Genomic DNA, 19,850 nt, shown 5'->3' with positions numbered 1-19,850 from the left:
ATGTTTTCCAACTACCGCCAGTACTGGGACCTGACCAAGCCCAAGGTTGTCGCCCTCATTGTCTTCACTGCCCTGGTCGGCATGGTCCTGGCTGTCCCGGGCGTGCCCAGCTGGGAGCAGGTGCGCGCCGGCCTGCTCGGCTTCCTCGGCATCTGGCTGGCCGCTTCGGCGGCCGCTGCGATCAACCAGTTGCTGGATGCGCACATCGATGCGCAGATGGCACGCACGTCGTGGCGCCCGCTGGTGGTCGGCAAGGTCAAGCCATGGCAGGTGCTGGTGTTCGCCGGCGTGCTGATCGTGCTGTCGATGACCATCCTGGTGCTGTGGGTGAACCTGATCACTGCGGTGCTGACCTTCGCCTCGCTGATCGGCTACGCGGTGATCTACACCGTGTACCTGAAGCGTGCGACCTCGCAGAACATCGTCATCGGTGGCCTGGCCGGCGCGATGCCGCCGATGCTGGGCTGGGCTGCGGTGACCGGCATGCAGGGCTCGTCGGACTGGGCATACTCGTCGCTGCTGGTGCTGATCATCTTCATCTGGACGCCACCGCATTTCTGGGCGCTGGCGATCTTCCGCCGCGAGGACTATGCCAAGGCGGAGATCCCGATGCTGCCGGTGACCCACGGCGTGGCGCACACCCGCAAGCAGATCATGGTGTATTCGGTGGTGCTGGCGCTGGTCTGCCTGTTGCCCTACCTGGTGGGCATGAGCGGTGCGTTCTACCTGGGCGGCGCGATCGTGCTCAATGCCGTGTTCCTCTGGTACGCCTGGCGCATGCTCGACCCACCGGATGAGCTGTTCTCGATGAAGATGTTCTATTACTCCATCGTCTACCTGATGGCGCTGTTCGCCTTCCTGCTGGTCGACCACTGGATCCTGCCCTGGTTGTGAAGCACCACCTGTAGAGCCGAGCCCATGCTCGGCTGAGGGGGGATTGGAAGAGCAGCCGAGCGTGGGCTCGGCTCTGCACTTGATCTCTTCCAGCGGCGTCGCCATTGCTGTTCCTGACCCCAAGGAATGGAGCGAGCAGGGATGCATACGATCTTCCGTTGGACCACCGCGCTGATGCTGGCGCTGGGCATGGCCGTGACCGCGCATGCCGACGACACCGCCGCGCAGATCCGCCAGCACGCCGGTGATCACCGCCTGCTGGTGCTGGGCGAATTCCATGGAACCCGCGAGACGCCGCTGCTGGTGCGGCAGCTGGTGGATGACTACAGCCGCACCGGGCCGGTCCTGCTGGCGCTGGAACTGCCACGCGGGGAAACCTCCACGCTGCGCGATTACCTGGCTTCCGATGGCGGGGAGAAGGCACGCCAGCATCTGCGCGGGCGTGCGTTCTGGACCGTGCGCGATGACCAGCATGATGGCCGTCGCAGCCGCGACATGCTGGCAATGATCGAAAGCCTACGCGTGCTGAAGTCGCAGGGACGTGTGATCGACGTCGTTGGCTATGACGTCAACGCCAGCAAAGGCGGCAACCAGGTACGCGGTGACCTCATGGCAGCCGAGTTGCGGCGGCTCTATCGAGGCCTACCGGCCAATACGCGCATGCTGGTGCTGACTGGTAACGTGCACGCGATGCTGCAAAGGCCGCAAGGTATGCCGCCAGAAATGCAGATGCATCCGATGGCGTCGCAGCTGCGGGACCTGGATATCTACAGCGTACGGTTGGGCGCGCAACGTGGTCAGACGTGGGGATGCGCGGGCGGTTGCATGGCGCGGCCACTTCGAGAGCAGGTTGCCACGGGGCCGCGGGTCGCTGCCGGTGCGGAACGGCCGTACGACCTATGGGTATGGATGCAGGAACTGAGCGTCGGGACGCTGGTGGATCCGTAGCGTCAGGCAAACCCTCCACGCATGGCGTGGATCTACTCCGGATCACAGGTGTTGGCCGAGCGCGGGCTCGGCTCTACAGTAGATCCACGCCATGCGTGGATGTCCTCCCGTCGGGTCAGGGCGCGCGCTTCGCGTACCGCTGCGCGATCACGCCGCAGACGATGAGCTGGATCTGGTGGTAGATCATCACCGGCAGCACGATGGCGCCGAGGCTGCCGCCGGCGAACAGCACCTTGGCGATCGGCACGCCGGTGGCCAGGCTCTTCTTCGAGCCGCAGAACACGATGGCGATCTCGTCCTCGCGGTTGAAACGCAGGCGGCGGGCGATGAAGGTGATCAGCGGCATGGCGATGCCGAGCAGCACGGCGGCCACCACTGCTACGGCCAGCAACGAGAGCAGCGGCGTCTTGCTCCACAGTCCTTCGGTCACCGCCTCGCCGAACGCCGAATACACCACCAGCAGGATCGTGCCCTGGTCGGTGTAACGCAGCAGCGCGCGCTGCTTTTCCACCCAGCCGGCAATCCACGGCCGCAGCAGGTGGCCGGCCACGAACGGCACCAGCAGCTGCAGCATGATGCCGCCGATCGCATGCAGCGGGTCGTGCACGCCGCCGGAGGTGCCCGCCAGCGCGGTCAGCAGCAGCGGGGTCAGGAATACGCCGAGAATGCTCGACAACGAGGCACTGCACACCGCTGCGGGCACGTTGCCATGCGCCATCGAGGTGAACGCGATGGACGACTGCACGGTGGAGGGCAGGGTGCACAGGAACAGCACGCCCAGGTACAGCTCCGGGGTCAGCAGCCAGCCCGATAGCGGCTTGAACATCAGCCCGAGCAGCGGGAACAGGAGGAAGGTGCAGGCGAGGATGGTCAGGTGCAGCCGCCAGTGCAGCATGCCGCCAATGATCGACTCACGTGGCAGGCGCGCGCCATGCAGGAAGAACAGTGCAGCGATGGCGACGGTGGTGACATCGTCCAGGACGATGGCGGCGGCGCCCTTCATCGGCAGCAGGGAGGCCAGGCCGACGGTGCACAGCAGGGCGAGGGTGAAGTTGTCCGGTCGCAGGCGCGACCACCAGCGGGTCATGGTGGGCAGAGTCCTTGGTGCGGAGGGTTCAGGGTGAGGTGACCGGCGTGGCCAGGCGTTGGCGGGTGGCGGCTTCCAGCGAGGTCAGGCCAGCACGCTGGCCCAGCTGAAGGGCCTGTTCGGGGCTGGCATGTTCGTAGCGTGCGTTGACCAGGCCGAGCACGGCGCCGGCGCGGTTGCCGGACGCACAGTGCAGCAGCACAGGCCCCTGGCTCTGCCGCAGGGCCTGGTGCACGGCGCGCACGTTGGCGGCATCGAGCCCCTCGGCACCGGACACCGGAATGCGCACGTAGCGCAGGCCCAATGATTCGGCAACGCGCGTTTCGTCGAAACCCCGGTCCTCGCCGGGCTGGCGCAGGTCGATCACGGTGCGCACGCCCTGCGCGGCAAGTTCGCCCAGTTGTGCGGCGGAGGGCTGGCCGCCGGCATACAGGCCCGGCCGGACTTCCCTGAGCGGGCCATCTGCGGCCAGGGCCGCCAGTGGCAGGCAGAGCGACAACAACAGCAGGCAGGTCAGGCGCAGCAGCATGGTCCTCTCCGTGAAAACGTTCTGCCGCTACAGGCGCAGCCCGGCGCGGGCCTTCAGCAGCTCGCGCAGTTCGTATTTGTCAGTATCATCCAGGCCCTGCTGGCGCTGCTTTGCCAACAACTCCTCCAGACGTTGCACCAGCAGCTGTTTCTCCAGCTGTGCCACCGCGTCGTGCAGTTCCTGGGTCCAGCTGGCCTCGGTGCCAGGCAGGGTCTGTGCCGCCAGGGTGTGCAGCGACGCCTGTTCCTCGCGGCCGTCGAAGTGTTCCAGCAGGGCGCCGGTGCTGATGTCCGGGCGCTGTTCGACCAGCCCCAGCAGTTCCAGCAGCAGCTCCACGCCCGGCAGTCGCAGGCCCTGGAAGTGATGCTTTCCGCCCAGGGTCAGCGCCAGCGACGGCTGCTGCAGCAGCACGGCGATCGCGCCGCGCACCAGGCTGCGCTTGGCCACCGGCTGGATCGTCCGCTGTGGCTGGCGTTGCGGCATCGGCGCGCGCGTGGCCTGGGCAGTGCCGCCCAGGCCGGTCAGCTGCGCCAGCTGCTGCTTCATCAGGTCGCCGAAGGCACCGTCGGGAATCTGCGCCAGCATCGGCTTTGCGCGTTCGGCCAGGCGTGCCTTGCCGTCCAGCGTGCCCAGGTTGATCTCGCGGGTCAGTTCATCGAAGAAAAACTGCGACAGCGGCGTGGCCTGCTTCAGGCGCTCGTTGAAGGCCTCGGCGCCTTCCTTGCGCACGATGCTGTCCGGGTCCTCGCCATCGGGCAGGAACAGGAAGAACGCCTGGCGGCCGTCCTTCATGCGCGGCAGCACCGACTCCAGGGCCTTCCAGCCGGCTCGGCGGCCGGCGGCATCGCCGTCGAAGCAGAAGAACACGTCCGGCGCGTTGCGGAACAGCAGCTCGGCATGGTCCGGCGTGGTCGCCGTGCCCAGCGTCGCCACCGCCTGGGTGACCCCGAACTGGAACAGCGAGACCACGTCCATGTAGCCTTCGACCACGATCAACCGCTCGATCTTCTGGTTGGCCTGGCGCACCTGCCACAGGCCGTACAGTTCGCGGCCCTTGTGGAACAGCGCGGTCTCGGGCGAGTTGAGGTACTTGGGGCCGTCGTCCTTCTCGAACACGCGGCCACCGAAGGCGATCACCCGGCCACGGCGGTCGAAGATCGGGAACATCACCCGGTCGCGGAACTTGTCGTAGACGTGGCCGCGATCGTTCTTGGAGAACAGGCCGGCGCGGTCGAGCAGCTTCATGCGGCGCTCGTCCTTGCCCAGCGCATCGCGCAGGCCGCTGTAGCCATCCGGTGCGTAGCCGATCTGGAAGCGCGCGCGGTTCGCTTCGTCCACGCCACGGCTTTCCAGATACGCGCGTGCCTTCTCGCTGCCTTCCAGATTCTTCTGGAAGAACCTGGTGGCGGCGTCCAGCGCCGAGTACAGCTCGCGGCTGTCGTCCTGCTGCTGGGGGCTGCGCGGGTTTTCGTTGCGCGGCACGTCCATGCCGGCACGCTTGGCCAGTTCATCCACCGCGTCGAGGAACTCGAGGCGGTCGTAGTTCATCAGGAAGCTGATCGCGGTGCCGTGCGCGCCGCAGCCGAAGCAGTGATAGAACTGCTTGGTGGGCGAGACCGTGAACGAGGCCGAGCGCTCGTCATGGAACGGGCAGCGTGCGGCGTATTCCTTGCCCTGGCGCTTCAACGGCACGCGGCTGCCCACCACCTCGACGATGTCGGTGCGGGCCAGCAGGTCGTCGATGAAAGCGTCGGGGATACGGGCCATGGGCAACAGGGCAGGGCGCGGTACAGGACCACGCGACGGAACCGGGGGCGGTTGCCCTAGTTTACCCCCTGTCGGGCACCTGGCTGGCGGTGGCCGGATCGATGCCGGCGGCGGCCAGGTGATGGCGCGCGCGCAGGCGCTCATCGATCACCGCGGTCATCAGCGCGCCAACGAAGAAGACCACGGTCGCGTAATAGATCCAGACCAGTGAGATCACCAGCGCGCCCATCGAGCCGTAGGCACTGCCGGGGGCCACGGTGGCGATGTAGACGCCGATGCCGTAGCGGCCCAGTGCGAACAGTGCCGAGGTGATGACGCCGCCGATGAAGGCCTGGCGCCATGCCACGCGGCGGTCGGGCAGGTAGTGGTACATGAAGGCGAACCCCACCGCGTACAGCAGCAGGCTGGTGACGTAGCCCAGCGCGGGGAGGATCGAGGGCAGTTGCGCGAAGGCCACCTGCAGTACCGTGGTGGCAGTCATCGACAGGATCAGCAGGAAGCCCAGGGCCAGCACCACGCCGAACGAGAACACACGCTTGCGCAGCCAGGCCTTGATGCCCTCCAGGCGCTCGCCACTGGTGCGGAAGATCAGGTTGAGCGCGTTCTGCAGCTGCGCGAACACGGCGGTGGCGCCGACGAACAGCAGCAGCGTGCTCCACAGCCCCGCCAACGAGCCGACGTCGGGCTGGTTGTCGGCGTTCTTCAGGACGGTTTCGGCCACCGTAGCCGCGCTGCTGCCAGCCACCGAGCTGATCTGGTCGATCAGCGCCTGCTGTGCCGGCGGGTACAGCGAAGCGGTCAACCACAGCAGCAGCACCAGCAGCGGGGCCATCGACAGCAGGGCGTAGAAGGAAACGGAGGCGGCCTGGGTCAGCACGTCGACGTCGATGAAGCGCTTGGCCACCGCCATCGGAAAGCTGTCCTGCAGACGCTTGAGGTACTTGTGCAGGGACACGGGAACGTTGGGCTCGGGTTCAACCATGGGTGTGGTTGTAGCAGGCGAGCGACGAAGGTGCGGTGAAGCGGGTGCATCAATGGGGTCAGAGCCCTTTCGCGTTGCGAAAGGGATCCGACTCCGTGTACCGGATTACGCCAGCTGCTGCTTGACCAGCTTGGACACCAGGCCCATGTCGGCCTGGCCAGCGAGCTTGGGCTTCAGTGCGCCCATCAGCTTGCCCATGTCGGCCGGGCCGGAGGCGCCGGTCTCGGCGATGGCGGCCTGGATGGCGGCCACGATCTCGGCTTCGCCCATCTTGGCCGGCAGATAGGCTTCGATGACCACGATCTCGGCGCGCTCGATCTCGGCCAGGTCTTCGCGGTTGGCCGCTTCGTACTGGCTGACCGAGTCCTTGCGCTGCTTGACCATCTTGTCGAGCACGGCGATCACGGCGGTGTCATCCAGCTCGATGCGCTCGTCCACTTCGCGCTGCTTGATGGCGGCATTGATCAGGCGGATCACGCCCAGCTTGTGCTTCTCGCCCGCCTTCATGGCGGCCTTCATGTCTTCGGTGAGCTGCTGCTTCATGCTCATGAGGAACCTCGTGGTGGTAGGTGGGGCGGGGCGGATGCCCGAACCCGGAAACGCAAAAAGCCGGCGACGCTCGCGCGTGCCGGCTTCGGCTCCATCGCGACGGGCAGGCCCGCCGCAATGAAGATGCGTCCGATCAGTACAGGCGCTGACGCTTGGTGACGTCGCGCGACGAGCGGCGCAGCTGACGCTTCACAGCAGCGGCGGCCTTGCGCTTGCGCTCCTGGGTCGGCTTTTCGTAGAACTCGCGCTTGCGGGTTTCGGCCAGCACACCGGCCTTTTCGCAAGTGCGCTTGAAGCGGCGAAGAGCAAACTCGAAGGGCTCGTTCTCGCGGACTTTGACGCTGGGCATGGAATCTCCGGGACACAGTAGAACCGGGTCACGCCCGGCGAGCCGCACATTATAGCGGCGAATCGACAAACTGCAAGCGGCCAACCCTGAATGCGGGCCGGCGGTTCGAAAGCAGTGAGATCTGCACGTCCCCCGAGGGGGCGGCAGGGGCGTCATAATAGCAGGCATGCGAGTCCTTGGCATCGAATCTTCCTGTGATGAGACCGGCGTGGCGGTGTATGACACCGACCTGGCCGGCAGCGCGGCCCTGCGCGCCCATGCGGTCTACAGCCAGATCGCCCTGCACGCCGAATACGGTGGCGTGGTGCCCGAGCTGGCCAGCCGCGACCACGTCCGCAAGCTGCTGCCGCTGGTGCGCCAGACCCTGGCCGACGCCGGCCTGGGCGTGGGCGATATCGATGGTGTGGCCTACACCGCCGGGCCTGGTCTGGTCGGCGCGTTGCTGGTCGGCGCCGGCGTGGCCCGATCGCTGGCCTGGGCGCTGGAGGTACCGGCCGTCGGCGTACACCATATGGAAGGCCACCTGCTGGCTCCGCTGATGGAAGACGACCCGCCGGAAGCGCCGTTCGTGGCGCTGCTGGTGTCCGGTGGCCATACCCAGCTGGTGGCGGTGGACGCGATCGGCCAGTACCGCCTGCTGGGCGAAACCCTGGACGATGCGGCTGGCGAGGCCTTCGACAAGACCGCCAAGCTGATGGGCCTGCCGTACCCGGGCGGCCCGCAGCTGGCCAGGCTGGCCGAGCAGGGCACGCCGGGCGCGTACCGCTTCGCGCGGCCGATGACCGACCGCCCGGGGCTGGATTTCAGCTTCTCCGGCCTGAAAACCCAGGTCCTGATGGCCTGGCGCGACAGCGACCAGAGCGAGCAGACCCGCGCCAACATTGCCCGGGGCTTTGAGGACGCGGTGGTCGAGACCCTGTCAATCAAGTGCGAGCGCGCGCTGGAAGCGGCCGGGACCAACGTGATCGTGGTTGCCGGCGGTGTAGGTGCCAACAAGCGCCTGCGCGCCCGCCTGCAGCAGATGGCCGAGCGCCTCGGCGGCCGCGCCTGCTTCCCGCGGCCTGCACTGTGCACCGACAACGGCGCGATGATCGCCTTCGCTGGCGCACTGCGGCTGCAGGCTGGCCAGCACAGCCCGCCGAAGGTGGATGTGACCCCGCGCTGGGACATGGCGACCCTGCCGGCGGTCTGAGCCGGTAGCGCCGGGCCACGCCCGGCGGACGCTTTACGGACGCCCGGCCAACGGCGACGCCGCCCATACCGTCGTCGCCCGCTCATGGCGCTGCAGCCACCCCAGGGTGTGCGGGCAGCGCGCATGGATCAGCCGCCCGATCGCGGCCAGATCGGCGCCGATGTCGCGCTCGAGGATGGGCTCGTGATGGGCGATGCGGTTGCGCAGGTGGCGGATGCGGTCGAGGTCGGCATGGATGGACCGACGAAGGACGGACAGCGGCACCGAGGGTGCGTGTGGCAGCGCCAGGCCCATGGTCCCGGCCCAGATCGAATGCTCGAACCGTCGAGCGAACAATTGCTGCCAGAAGCCGAATCGCAGTTTGGCGATGACCTCCGGTACATCCCGCGGAGCTCCGGCGCTGCCGCGGACTTCGCATAGCGAGGCAAGGGCGCCTTCGGCAGGAAGGCTGCGCAGCAGCGCTGGATGCCAGGGCCAGCATCGACCATAACGATGCACCAGCGCCGTAGCGGCTGCATTGCGGATCACAACTTCACAGATGTGCAACGGTGGCAGGAGAGCAGCACACATCTGCATGTTCCAGGCATAGAGCGTGGCGGGATCGGATACGCAACGAGAAGCGATGCGCTCGTAGGTCGACCATCTCTGCCGGGATAGTGCTGCCTGCAGGATCCTGCTTTCCTTCATCAACTCACTCCCAGGGAACGTGGTTTCACGTTGACCCTGGGAACGAGGCAGGAACATCAGAAAACGGCATCATGATCGTCAGTGTTTTTTCGTGGATCGGCTCGGTTTTTCGGCCGGTCGTCTGCCGTGACGCATTTGCCAATTGACTGGTCTGGGGGGCACTCCTAACCTTGCGGCGTGTGCTCCGGGACTCGCGGCTGGATTCCAGCTTCCCCTGGGGACGTTGAGAGGTACCAAAGGGCCCCGCTAGCAGGGCCCTTTGTCTTTTGAGACACCGGCACAGTCGTAATCTCCTCTTGATCAGCAGGCCTGACCTGCTTCAATTTCAAAGCCTGCGCCACCGGACCCGCGGCTGTTCAACAGCCCCCCGGGGACAAACGGTAGTACCAAAGGGCCCTGCTAGCGGGGCCCTTTGTTTTTTCCGGGCCGCCCCGTGCCGGCCACCCGTCGCCCGTTCCGGGCAGGGTCACCGCCGTGCCGTTACCATGGCCGCCTGTATTGGCGCTGGTAACCGCAATGGACAAGGTTTTCATCGAGGGGCTGACGATCGACGCCCTGATCGGTATCTACGATTGGGAGCGACGGATCCGCCAGGACCTGGTGTTCGACCTGGAAATGGGCTTCGACAACCGTCGCCCTGCGGCCACCGACGACATCGCCCACACCCTGAACTACAAGGCGGTGAGCAAGCGCCTGGAGCAGTTCGTGCGCGAGTCGGAGTTCGGCCTGGTCGAGACGCTGGCCGAGCGTTGCGCGCAGATCGTGCTGGACGAATTCGACGTGAAGTGGCTGCGCCTGAAGCTGAGCAAGCCGGGCGCGGTGCGCGGCGCGCGCGCGGTGGGCGTGATCATCGAACGCTCGCGGGACTGACCCGGTCGTGCCGGCCGTTGGCCGACAACCCCGGTAGTGCCGGCCGCTGGCCGGCAACCTTGGCAACAACGAAACAGACAGGAGACAACTGATGGTGGATGCGGTGGTGGCGGTACAGTGGCTGGAACGGCTGCAGAACACACTGGAACCCTATCCCGGCGCCTACCTGGCGTTGATGATCTCGGCGCTGCTGATCGCGGCTGGCCTGGCCAACTGGGTGACCAAGCGCATCCTGCTGCGTGGCCTGCGGCGCCTGCTCAGCCGCCTCCCCGGCGCTGACACCGGCCGCGGCAGCCACCTGATGCGGGTGATCTCGCGCCTGTCCAACGTGGTGCCCAGCCAGGTGATCGCCTCGGGCATCCGCATCGTGCCGGACCTGCCGCCGGGCCTGGTCAGCTTCATCATCGGCGCCTGCCAGGCGTGGGCGATCCTGACCGTGGTGCTGGCCATCTCGCATGCGCTGGATGCGGCCAACGATCTGTACGAGCGCCGTCCCGAGGCACGCAACAAGCCGATCAAGGGCTACCTGCAGGTCGCCAAGATCGTCATCTTCGTGATCGCCGGCCTGTCGATCGTCGCTACCCTGGCCGGCGTCGACCTGCGCTATCTGGTCACCGGCCTCGGCGCGGCCACCGCGGTGCTGATGCTGATCTTCCAGGACACCATCCTGTCACTGGTGGCCAGCGTGCAGATCAGTGGCGATGGCCGCGTGCGCATCGGCGACTGGATCGAGATGCCCAGCCAGAACGCCGACGGTGACGTCATCGACATCGCCCTGCACACCATCACCGTGCAGAACTTCGACAAGACCATCACCACCATCCCGACCAAGAAGCTGGTGACCGAGTCGTTCAAGAACTGGCGCGGCATGCAGGAGGCCGGTGGCCGCCGGATCAAGCGCGCGCTGTACCTGGACCAGCACAGCGTCGGCTTCCTGGACGAGGGCGACCTGGCCTTCCTCGGCGAATTCGCGCTGCTGCGCGACTACCTGCGTGAGAAGGAACAGGAGCTGGGGCAGTGGAACGGGCGCCTGCGCGAGCAGGGCGTGGCCGAGGTCAACAGCCGCCGCGTGACCAACCTGGGCACCTTCCGCGCCTACGTGGAGCGCTACCTGCGCAGCCACCCGGGCATCCATACCGACATGACCCTGCTGGTGCGGCAGCTGCAGCCCACCACCGAAGGCCTGCCGCTGGAGCTGTACTGCTTCACCCGCAGCACCGCCTGGAGCGAGTACGAGGCCGTGCAGTCGGACATCTTCGACCACCTGCTGGCGATTCTGCCGGCGTTCGGCTTGCGGGTGTTCCAGGCCTCCAGCGATGCCATGTTGATGGCCGGGCAGCGCCAGATGGCCGGCTCGGAGTAAGCTGCGGTGCTCCCGGTGGGACCATACGGACCCCGCTGTTGGCTGAAACTGAACGAAGAAACCTCTCGCCAAATGGCTCGGGATCGCTAGAATGCTGGGCTTGTAAACGTTTTCATCAAGGACTGCCGGTGGCCTCCGATCGCATCGAATCCCTCATTGCCCAGATGACCGTCGAGGAAAAGGTCGGCCAGCTGGGTGTCTTCGCGGACATGGTCCGCCCGTTCGCCCCGGACGTGAACCCGGAAGCCAACGTGCGCAATGCCGACCAGGTACTGCAGCAGGTGCGCGAGGGCAAGGTCGGCTCGCTGTTCAATGGCGTGGGCGCCGAGTTGGGCCGCCGCATCCAGCAGGTCGCCACCGAGGAGAGCCGCCTGGGCATCCCGGTGATCCTGGCCGCCGACGTCATCCACGGCATGCGTACCGTGTTCCCGATTCCGTTGGGCGAGGCCGCCAGCTTCGAGCCGGACCTGGCCGAGCGCACCGCGCGCGCCACCGCCATCGAAGCCACCGCTGCCGGCCTGCACTGGACCTATGCCCCGGCCGTGGACATCGCCCGCGACCAGCGCTGGGGCCGGGGTGCCGAAGGTGCCGGTGAGGACGTGGTGCTGGGTTGTGCGTTCGCCGCCGCCCGCGTGCGTGGCTTCCAGGGCAGCGACCTGCGCGCCGCCGATTCGCTGCTGGCCACGCCGAAGCACTTCGCCGCCTACGGCGCGGTGATGGCCGGCATGGAATACAACATGGTGGACATCTCGCCGCAGACCCTGCGCGATGTGCACCTGCCGCCGTTCAAGGCCGCCTTCGAGGCCGGCGCGATCACCGTGATGTCCTCGTTCAATGACATCAACGGCGTGCCGGCCAGTGCCAACGCTGAACTGCTGACCGACATCCTGCGCGGCGAATGGAAGTTCCCGGGCGTGGTGATCTCCGACTACACCGCCGACATGGAGCTGGTCGCCCACGGCTATGCAGCCGACGACCGCGATGCCACCGCCAAGGCGTTCACCGCCGGCCTGGACCTGAGCATGCAGAGCGGCTTCTACGCCGAGCACCTGCCGGGCCTGGTCGAGAGCGGCGAAGTGCCGATGGCGGTGCTGGATGAAGGCGTGCGCCGCATCCTGTGGCTGAAGGAAACCATCGGCCTGTTCGACGACCCGTACCGTTCGCTGGACCCGTCGCGCGAAGCGGATACCTCGCATATCGCTGCGCATGATGAACTGTCGCGCGATGCCGCGCGCCGTTCGATCGTGCTGCTGAACAACCGCGACAACGTGCTGCCGCTGCAGAAGACCGGGCAGAAGATCGCGCTGATCGGCCCGTTCGTGCAGGACCGCGAGAACATCGAAGGCTGCTGGACGCTGTTCGGCGACAAACAGCGTTACGTCGACCTGGAAACCGGCGTGCGTGCCGCCATCGGCGACGAAGCGCTGCTGGAAATCGTGCCGGGCTGCGAACTGGAAGCGGCCATTCCGGGCGGTACCGAAGCGGCGGTGGCTGCCGCGCTGCGCGCCGATGTGGTGGTGCTGGCGCTGGGCGAACCGCAGCGTTACAGCGGTGAAGCACAGTCGCGCGTGGAGATCACCCTGCCGCCGGCACAGCAGGCACTGGCCGAGGCCGTGGCGATGACCGGCAAGCCGCTGGTGGTGCTGCTGCGCAATGGCCGCGCGCTGGCGCTGCAGGGCGCGGTGCGCAATGCGCAGGCCGTGGCGGTGACCTGGTACCTGGGTACGCAGACCGGCCATGCCGTGGCCGATGTGCTGTTCGGTGACTACAGCCCGTCCGGCCGCCTGCCGGTCAGCTTCCCGCAGGTGTCCGGCCAGCAGCCGTACTTCTACAACCACCCGCGCACCGGCCGTCCGGAGCTGCCGACCATGTCGGAGTTCAAGGCCCGCTGGCGCGAGATTCCGAACGAGCCGCTGTACCCGTTCGGCCACGGCATCGGCTACACCACCTTCGCCTACGGCGTGCCGCAGCTGAGTGCTGTGCAGCTTGGCTGGGACGACACCCTGACCATCACCACCACGCTGACCAACAGCGGTGATGTGGCCGGGGAGGAAGTGGTGCAGTTGTACATCCACGACCGTGTGGCCAGCCGCGTGCGTCCGGTGCGTGAGCTGAAGGACTTCCGCAAGGTGGCGCTGCAGCCGGGGGAGTCCGCCGACGTGGTGTTCACCCTGACCCGCGAGCAGTTGGCGTTCACCGGCCGCGATGGCGTGCTGCGTGCCGAGCCGGGCCAGTTTGACCTGTGGGTCTGCGCCTCGTCGGCCGCCGGCGAAGCCGTGCAGTTCGAACTGCTGAAGGCCTGATCAGAAAAAGGGGACGGAGGGGATTAAGTCGTTTGTGCCACTAACGACTTAATCCCCTCCGTCCCCTTTTTGTTGCCGTCACTGTGGCGGCGCTACCATCGGGCTTCCTGTTTCGATGGAGTGCGCGTATGCGCCGGATGGCCTACCTGATTCCCGCTCTGCTGCTGGCGGCCTGTTCGCAGCCTGAGCCGCCGGCGCAGCCTGCGGCGGATGCGCCGCCGCCGATGGAAGCGAACGCGGCAGCGACGCCTGCCGCTGAACTGGCGGCGCCGGCTGCCGAACCTGCCGCCGCCGCACCGGCCGCACCGGCCGCGGAGGCGCCCGCCGAGGACGCGCGTGCGCGCATCGAATCGCTGCTCGGCGATGCCGCGCAGTTCGAGAAGGTCTTCAACGCGTTCAAGACCGCCGTGGTCGGCGGTGATCGTGCCGCGGTGGTCGAGCAAGTGCGCTTCCCGTTGAACATCAGCGACGGAAAGAAGATCACTGGCCCCGGTGAGTTCCAGCGGAACTACGAGAAGATCATTACCCCGGCGGTGGTCAAGGCAGTGTCCGGGCAGGACTTCGGCAAGGTCTTCGTCAACCAGCAGGGCGTGATGATTGGCGATGGACAGGTGTGGTTGAACGGAACGTGCCTGGACAAGGCCTGCACGCAGACCGAGGTGAAGGTCATCACCATCCAGTGAACGCAGACGGCCCCCCCACGCGGGGCCGTTGCGGAGAAACGTGCCGGCCAGCGGCCGGCGGCACCTCATGCCTTCGGCGTGAGCTTCAGCAGGCGCGCCTTGCTGCCGTCTTCCAGCAGCCACAGGGCGCCATCCGGGCCCTGTTCCACTTCGCGGATGCGCTCGCCCATGTTGAAGCGTTCGGCTTCGCGCGCGCTGTCGCCATCAAAGGCCACGCGCACCAGCGAGGTGGACGACAGGCCGCCGATGAAGCCGCTGCCCTTCCACTGCGGGAACAGGCTGCCGCTGTAGATCACGAAGCCGGCCGGCGAGATCACCGGCGTCCAGGTCACCTTCGGGGCGGCGAATTCCGGGCGGGTGTCGTGGTCGGGAATCGGACGGCCGTCGTAGTGGTCACCGTTGGAAACGATCGGGTAGCCGTAGTTGGCGCCACGCACGATCAGGTTCAACTCGTCGCCACCGGCGGGTCCCATCTCATGCGCCCACAGCTTGCCGTTGGCGTCGAAGGCCATGCCCAGGATGTTGCGATGGCCCAGCGACCACACCTGTGCGGCAACCCCGCCCTGTGAGGCGAACGGGTTGTCGGCGGGCAGGCTGCCATCGTCGTTGAGGCGGATGATCTTGCCGAGGTTGCTGCCCATGTCCTGGGCCGGATCGAACTTCTGGCGCTCGCTGGAACTGATCCACAGCTTGCCGTCCGGGCCGAACGCGAGGCGATGCCCGTAGTGGCCCTCGCCGCTGACCTTGGGGCTCTGCCGCCAGATCACTTTCAGGTCCTTCAGCTGGCCACCCCCGTCGGCATCCAGTGCCAGCGTGGCCCGGGCCACCGCGGCACCGCGGGTGTCGAGCGTGCCTTCCTCGGCGTAGCTGACGTAAACAACATGATTCCGGGCGAAGTCCGGGTGCAGGATGATGTCGCCGAAGCCACCCTGGCCACCATAGGCGACCTTGGGAACGCCGGTGATTTCGTGCTTCTGCCCGTTGGCCGGGTCCAGGTGCTGCAGCGTGCCGCGCTTTTCGGTGACCAGCAGGCTGCCGTCGGGCAGGAAGGTCATCGCCCAGGGCTGGTCGAAGCGGCTGACTTCGGTGGCGGTGAACGGCCGCTGGTCGGTGGCGGTGGCTGCGGGCGCTGTGGCCTGGGCGGTACCCGAAGCCGGATCGGCGGCGTTGCAGGCGGAGGTGGCGAGGATCGGTACGAGGCCGAGGGCGAGCAGCAGGGGCGTACGGGTCATGGGTATCTCCAGGGCGGGGATGCGGATGGCCGGGCTGCTCCTTGTATACCACCGCAGCCGTTACCGTCGTGGCCCGAAGGTCCTGCGCCCCCTGTGCGGCAGCGGCGGGATCGTCTAGGGTGGGCACGCCCGGGCAAAGCATGCCCGTCTGCCTGCCAAGGACCTGCAATGAATACTGCCATGCCTCACAAGCCCTCCACCGCCTTCATCGCCGCCTCGTGGGTGGCCCTGCTGCTGGGTGCGGCGGCGTACCTGATCGGCCTGTTCAATGCCACGATGGCGCTCAACGAGAAGGGCTACTACCTGACCCTGCTGCTGTTCGGCCTGTTCGCGGCGGTGTCGCTGCAGAAGAGCGTGCGCGACCGCGTCGAAGGCATTCCGGTCAGCGGCCTGTATTACGCGCTGTGCTGGTTCGCGTTGTTGTCGGCGCTGATGCTGCTGCTGGTCGGCCTGTGGAACGCCACGCTGGCACCCAGCGAGAAGGGCTTCTACGGCATGGCGTATGCGTTGTCGTTGTTCGGTGCGGTGGCTGTGCAGAAGAACACCCGCGACCTGATCGCCGCCGGTGGTGGCGAGAGCAAGCGCAGCGCGATCGTGCCGCCGCTGCCGGAACAGGAATGATTCGGTAGCGCCGAACCCATGCTCGGCTCAGCCGAGCATGGCTCGACCCTAAACGTGGGGCGAGAGCCGAGCGTAGGCTCGGCTCTACAGCAGCCTGGTGCTATCGCTTCAAGCGCGGATCCGCCAGCTGCGCTTCGTCCCAGCCACGGCGCACGGCGTTGCGTGCCTGCGCCCAGTCCAGGCGACTGCGGCCACGTTCGCTGGCCCAGCGCGATTCGAGTTCGCGCTCCACTTCCTCGTAGGCGCGGATCATGTCCTGCGCACGCGCGGCATGGCCGATCCGGTAGGCCGGCTCGTAGTCCTCGAAGAACAGTTGGTCGTCGTAGTACGGCTCGGCGGTGTAGCGCTCGCGCCAATAGTCGCTGACCGCGTCGCGCGGCGTGCTGTCGTCCGGTACGCGGCCGGGAATCTGGTACTCGGTCATGAAAAGGCTCCGTTGTGGACGAAGCCTGATCGTGCCTGCGTGGCGGTTAACGGTCCGGTCCGACAGCGTGATCGCCAGATCAATCCGCCGGGCATGGCCCGGCGCTCCGTTCACCCGGCGTCCGCATCCTTGCGCGGCAGCGTGTAGATCACCGCGCCAATGACGAACGCGACCAGTGCAGCGGCGATGTTCTGCCAGCTGGCACTGGCGAACAGGGCCAGGCACAGCAGCAGCGCCAGCACCGGAATCAGCGGGCCACCGGGCAGCTTCAACGCGCCTGGGCGATCCGCGTAGCGCTTGGCCAGCACCAGGACGGCGGCAGCGGTGCCGATGTAGGCGAACAGGCGCGTGGTCATCGACAGCAGGGCGAGCTGCACGAACGAACCGGACAGCGCCAGTCCGAGCGCGATCAGGCCCTGGCACAGGATCGATGCGGCCGGCGTATGGAAGCGCGGATGCACCTGCGCCAGGATCTTCGGGCCGTAGCCATCGCGGGCCAGTGCGAACAGGAATCGCGGGCCCATCATCATCGTGTTGCTGTTGGTACCCAGGATGGAGATGGTCGCGCCGATGGTGAGGATCAGTGCCAGGGCCTCGCCGCCGAAACCGGCTGCGGCGTCGGCCAGCGGCGTGGCCGAGCTGGCCAGGCCGGCCAGCGTACCCTGCGCCACCACCTGCACCGCGCCATAGATGACGGTGACAGTGATGATCATGGTGATCAGCGCGAACGGAATATCGCGGCGTGGATTGCGGTACTCGCCGGCCGCGGCCGGGATGTTCTCGAAGCCGGCGTAGGCGTACAGCAGCAGCAGGGCGGCCTCGCCCATCCGTTGCAGGTCATGCGGGTCCGGGCGCTGGCCGGAGAAGGCCAGCTGTGGATCGATATAGAACGCGCCGATGGCCACGAACAGCAACAGCGGCAGCATCTTGCCGATCACCAGCACCACGCCGGTGCGCGCGGCCGAGCGCACGCCGATGATGTTGACGCCGGTCAGGAAGCCCAGCGACACCACGATCACCGCGATGCGACCCATGCCGGCGCCGGCCCACGGCCAGAAGCGCGCGACCGCATCGGCCAGCGCGTTGCTCAATGCGGCCGCCGAGCTGATGCGGGTCAGCCAGATCATCCAGCCGATCTCGAACCCTGCGAAGCGGCCGAAGGCCTCGCGTGCGTAGAGGTAGCTGCCCCCGGGTTCATCGAAGTAGCTGGCGGCCTGCGCGTAGCACAGCACCAGCAGCGCGACGACGATGCCAGCGGCGACCACGCCCCACAGGCTGAAGGGGCCGAGCAGGGCAACGGTGGCGGCCGGCAGCAGGTAGATACCGCTACCGATCACATCGTTGATCGACAGGCCGACGATCTGCCAGCGGCTGACCGCGCGCTGCAGCTGTGGTTCGTCCTGCGCGCTCAACGGGCGTCTCCGCTCAGCGCGGGCAGCTGCCACTGCACCTGCAGACGCTGGTACTCGGTGCGCGGCAGCAGCACGAAGCGCGGCGTATCCTGCGGCCGCAGCCAGTCCAGCAGCGCCTGCATGCGCGCTTGTGGCATGGCGGTACAGCCGGCGGTGGCCTCGCCGGGCGTGCGCCACAGATGGGCGAAGATGCAGCTGCCCTTGCCGGGCTGGTTGTGCGGGTTGTGGGCGATGACGAAGCCCTCCCGGTAGCGCACGTCGCCCTTGTTGTGCAGATCCAGCCGCATCGGCTCGGTGGAGCCCTTGATCGCTGCACTGCCGACCTTCTTCTCATCGACGATGCGGTTGTAGAACGGCGAACCGGGCACGTCCATGCAGTAGCTGCTGTCCAGCATCGGCTGGTAAGGCATTGCGGTGCCGGGGCGTGTGACGGCATAGCCGAACGCACTGCCGAGCGCGAACACGCCCGCAGGACTGCGGCCATCGCCTTCCTGCTTCTGCGGGCCGTCGGCCTGCGCCGGGTGCAGGCCCAGGCCCCAGGCACTGCCAGTGCGGCCGAGCGCCACCGGGAACGCCTGTCCATGCGCGTGCCAGCCCTTGCCATCGCGCACATAGGCCTGCAGCTGGCCCTCGGTGCTGTCCCAGCCATCGCTGGTGACCACGATCAGCTGGCGCGCGCCATCCAGCGGCGCCGCGTGAACGGACACCGTCGCAGCAAGCAGCAGCGCAGCGGTAGCGAGGCGAACCAGCGATTTCATCAACAGGTGCTCCGGTCAGGAATCCAGCAGGTGGTCGATCCGCTCCAGGTTCACCGCCAGCTGCTGCTGGCGGTCCGGATTGGTGTGGCAGAGCAGCACGAACAGGAAATCGAGCAGGGCGTGCATGGCGCTACGGTACAGCAGCTGCGCGACCTGCGGCGTGCGGTCGTGCGCGCAGACCGCCAGTGCCGCATCAGCATGCGCGCGCAGCGGGTTGGCAGTGTGGCGGGTAATGGAAATCACCTTGCCACCCATGTCCTGGAACTGCCGCGACAGCTGCGAAAGCTGCGGCAGGTTGCCGAATTCGGAGAACACCAGCAGCACATCGCCGGGGCGTGCGGCCGACAGGTTGGCCAGCATCAGGATCGGGTCGGTATGCGGCACGACCAGCAGGCCGAGCAGCGACAGCCGCATGGCGAACTCGCGGGCGAACAGGCCGTCGTCACCCAGGCCATGGACGAACAGCTTGGGTGCGCCGTCGAGCAGCTGCACGATGCGCTCGATCTCCTCGCGTGGATTGGCCTGGCGAGTTTCCTCCTCGGCCTGCGCCTTGCTGCGGCGCAGGGCCTCGCCCAGGCGCAGGTAGTCATCGCCGCTGTCGGGTTCGCTGGGCACCTGTTGTGGATCGGCACCGGCGCGGGCCACGTCCTGGCCGATCGAGTACTTCAGGTCCGGGTAGCCCTTGAAGCCGAGCTTCTGGCTGAACTTCACCACGCTGGACTGGCTGATGCCCAGCGCACTGGCCAGCTGCTGCGATGAGTAGTCGCGCAGCAGGTGGGCGTTGTCGAGGATGAAGTCGGCGATGCGGCGCTCGATGGCAGACATCTGCCCGCGCTCGGTGCGGATCTTCAGCAGGGGCGGCATGCGGGGCGTCCGGGCATGTGTAGGCGCGTTGCGGTTGGCAGCGTAGAGCAGATTATGTGGTGGGTCGGGCGGGTGGGGTTTGCGGGGGACGCCGTGAATCCGTCCATGGAGGCTTGGCCGCGCTTGCTCGTTTGCGCTGTCCTGCGCAAACGGCAAGACCGGGGTTGGGCGTCCTGCCCAACCCGCCCGAGGCATGCCTCGGGCCCATGGCGCGGACACCCCCGCAAGCCCCACCCGCCCGACCCCGGACAGATCGCGCGCGTGCCAGCTGCGAAGGGGTTACGAGGTAGGGCAGAAGCGGGAGCATCCACGCATGCCGTGGATCCACGGGGTGCA

At 67.1% G+C, this 19,850-nt stretch carries 20 protein-coding genes; 8 read left to right on the top strand and 12 right to left on the bottom strand.

What is annotated here, in order from left to right:
- Positions 1 to 894, top strand: a complete 894-nt coding sequence (cyoE, locus tag AC5P74_RS17260) for a heme o synthase (RefSeq protein WP_053498710.1) — start codon at positions 1 to 3, stop codon at positions 892 to 894.
- A gap of 141 nt (positions 895 to 1,035) precedes the next feature.
- Entirely contained in the window at positions 1,036 to 1,842 is an 807-nt protein-coding gene (locus tag AC5P74_RS17255) for a calcium-binding protein (RefSeq protein ID WP_346608014.1), read from the top strand.
- 115 nt (positions 1,843 to 1,957) lie between these two features.
- Here AC5P74_RS17255 and AC5P74_RS17250 read toward each other — a convergent pair whose 3' ends face one another.
- The 6 genes from AC5P74_RS17250 to rpsU form a co-directional block, all read right to left on the bottom strand.
- Complete coding sequence (locus AC5P74_RS17250) at positions 1,958 to 2,929, bottom strand: bile acid:sodium symporter family protein (protein ID WP_065179432.1); 972 nt, start codon at positions 2,927 to 2,929, stop codon at positions 1,958 to 1,960.
- A gap of 28 nt (positions 2,930 to 2,957) precedes the next feature.
- Positions 2,958 to 3,458 carry a protein tyrosine phosphatase family protein gene (locus AC5P74_RS17245; protein WP_253136919.1) on the bottom strand — a complete coding sequence of 167 codons (501 nt, stop codon included), beginning with the start codon at positions 3,456 to 3,458 and terminating at the stop codon, positions 2,958 to 2,960.
- 27 nt (positions 3,459 to 3,485) lie between these two features.
- On the bottom strand, positions 3,486 to 5,225 hold the full coding sequence (gene dnaG / locus AC5P74_RS17240; RefSeq protein WP_005415011.1) for a DNA primase: 1,740 nt from the start codon (positions 5,223 to 5,225) through the stop codon (positions 3,486 to 3,488).
- Positions 5,226 to 5,286: 61 nt separating this feature from the next.
- A complete protein-coding gene (locus AC5P74_RS17235; protein ID WP_005415012.1) occupies positions 5,287 to 6,207 on the bottom strand; it encodes a YihY/virulence factor BrkB family protein in 921 nt (306 codons plus the stop codon).
- A 105-nt stretch (positions 6,208 to 6,312) separates the two neighbouring features.
- Positions 6,313 to 6,756, bottom strand: a complete 444-nt coding sequence (locus tag AC5P74_RS17230) for a GatB/YqeY domain-containing protein (RefSeq protein WP_005415013.1) — start codon at positions 6,754 to 6,756, stop codon at positions 6,313 to 6,315.
- A 133-nt stretch (positions 6,757 to 6,889) separates the two neighbouring features.
- Positions 6,890 to 7,105 (bottom strand): 30S ribosomal protein S21, encoded by a 216-nt coding sequence (gene rpsU, locus AC5P74_RS17225; protein ID WP_002808376.1) that lies wholly within the window; start codon positions 7,103 to 7,105, stop codon positions 6,890 to 6,892.
- Between the two features lie 166 nt (positions 7,106 to 7,271).
- Between rpsU and tsaD the strand changes: the two genes are divergently transcribed.
- Positions 7,272 to 8,297: a tRNA (adenosine(37)-N6)-threonylcarbamoyltransferase complex transferase subunit TsaD gene (tsaD, locus tag AC5P74_RS17220; RefSeq protein ID WP_005415014.1), complete on the top strand. Its 1,026-nt coding sequence runs from the start codon at positions 7,272 to 7,274 to the stop codon at positions 8,295 to 8,297.
- Between the two features lie 33 nt (positions 8,298 to 8,330).
- On the opposite strand, the gene AC5P74_RS17215 is transcribed toward tsaD, so the two are convergent.
- A complete protein-coding gene (locus AC5P74_RS17215; RefSeq protein WP_206620657.1) occupies positions 8,331 to 8,984 on the bottom strand; it encodes a hypothetical protein in 654 nt (217 codons plus the stop codon).
- Between the two features lie 516 nt (positions 8,985 to 9,500).
- Here AC5P74_RS17215 and folB point away from each other — a divergent pair.
- From folB to AC5P74_RS17195, 4 genes are all read left to right on the top strand, one after another.
- Positions 9,501 to 9,854, top strand: coding sequence for a dihydroneopterin aldolase (gene folB, locus AC5P74_RS17210; RefSeq protein WP_005415016.1), 354 nt, complete (start codon positions 9,501 to 9,503; stop codon positions 9,852 to 9,854).
- Positions 9,855 to 9,945: 91 nt separating this feature from the next.
- Complete coding sequence (locus AC5P74_RS17205; RefSeq protein WP_346608015.1) at positions 9,946 to 11,217, top strand: mechanosensitive ion channel family protein; 1,272 nt, start codon at positions 9,946 to 9,948, stop codon at positions 11,215 to 11,217.
- Between the two features lie 128 nt (positions 11,218 to 11,345).
- On the top strand, positions 11,346 to 13,520 hold the full coding sequence (locus AC5P74_RS17200) for a glycoside hydrolase family 3 N-terminal domain-containing protein (RefSeq protein WP_346608016.1): 2,175 nt from the start codon (positions 11,346 to 11,348) through the stop codon (positions 13,518 to 13,520).
- Positions 13,521 to 13,648: 128 nt separating this feature from the next.
- On the top strand, positions 13,649 to 14,203 hold the full coding sequence (locus tag AC5P74_RS17195; protein WP_495205004.1) for a hypothetical protein: 555 nt from the start codon (positions 13,649 to 13,651) through the stop codon (positions 14,201 to 14,203).
- Between the two features lie 65 nt (positions 14,204 to 14,268).
- Here AC5P74_RS17195 and AC5P74_RS17190 read toward each other — a convergent pair whose 3' ends face one another.
- Positions 14,269 to 15,435 carry a PQQ-dependent sugar dehydrogenase gene (locus AC5P74_RS17190; protein WP_346608018.1) on the bottom strand — a complete coding sequence of 389 codons (1,167 nt, stop codon included), beginning with the start codon at positions 15,433 to 15,435 and terminating at the stop codon, positions 14,269 to 14,271.
- 168 nt (positions 15,436 to 15,603) lie between these two features.
- Here AC5P74_RS17190 and yiaA point away from each other — a divergent pair, with 168 nt between their 5' ends.
- On the top strand, positions 15,604 to 16,056 hold the full coding sequence (gene yiaA / locus AC5P74_RS17185) for an inner membrane protein YiaA (RefSeq protein WP_014645710.1): 453 nt from the start codon (positions 15,604 to 15,606) through the stop codon (positions 16,054 to 16,056).
- Between the two features lie 100 nt (positions 16,057 to 16,156).
- Here the strand turns inward: yiaA and AC5P74_RS17180 are convergent, their stop codons facing one another.
- The 4 genes from AC5P74_RS17180 to AC5P74_RS17165 all read right to left on the bottom strand — a co-directional run bounded on the left by AC5P74_RS17180 (position 16,157) and on the right by AC5P74_RS17165 (position 19,514).
- Entirely contained in the window at positions 16,157 to 16,480 is a 324-nt protein-coding gene (locus AC5P74_RS17180) for a hypothetical protein (RefSeq protein ID WP_005415023.1), read from the bottom strand.
- A gap of 110 nt (positions 16,481 to 16,590) precedes the next feature.
- On the bottom strand, positions 16,591 to 17,892 hold the full coding sequence (locus AC5P74_RS17175) for an APC family permease (RefSeq protein WP_065179423.1): 1,302 nt from the start codon (positions 17,890 to 17,892) through the stop codon (positions 16,591 to 16,593).
- On the bottom strand, positions 17,889 to 18,650 hold the full coding sequence (locus AC5P74_RS17170; RefSeq protein WP_053498692.1) for a L,D-transpeptidase family protein: 762 nt from the start codon (positions 18,648 to 18,650) through the stop codon (positions 17,889 to 17,891). Before AC5P74_RS17170 ends, AC5P74_RS17175 begins: the two co-directional genes overlap by 4 nt.
- A 15-nt stretch (positions 18,651 to 18,665) precedes the next feature.
- A complete protein-coding gene (locus tag AC5P74_RS17165; RefSeq protein ID WP_053498690.1) occupies positions 18,666 to 19,514 on the bottom strand; it encodes a MurR/RpiR family transcriptional regulator in 849 nt (282 codons plus the stop codon).
- Positions 19,515 to 19,850 lie beyond the last annotated feature (336 nt).

Source organism: Stenotrophomonas sp. YJH_SMC_94-11, from assembly GCF_059370435.1.
This window is presented reverse-complemented; position numbering and strand designations above follow the sequence as displayed.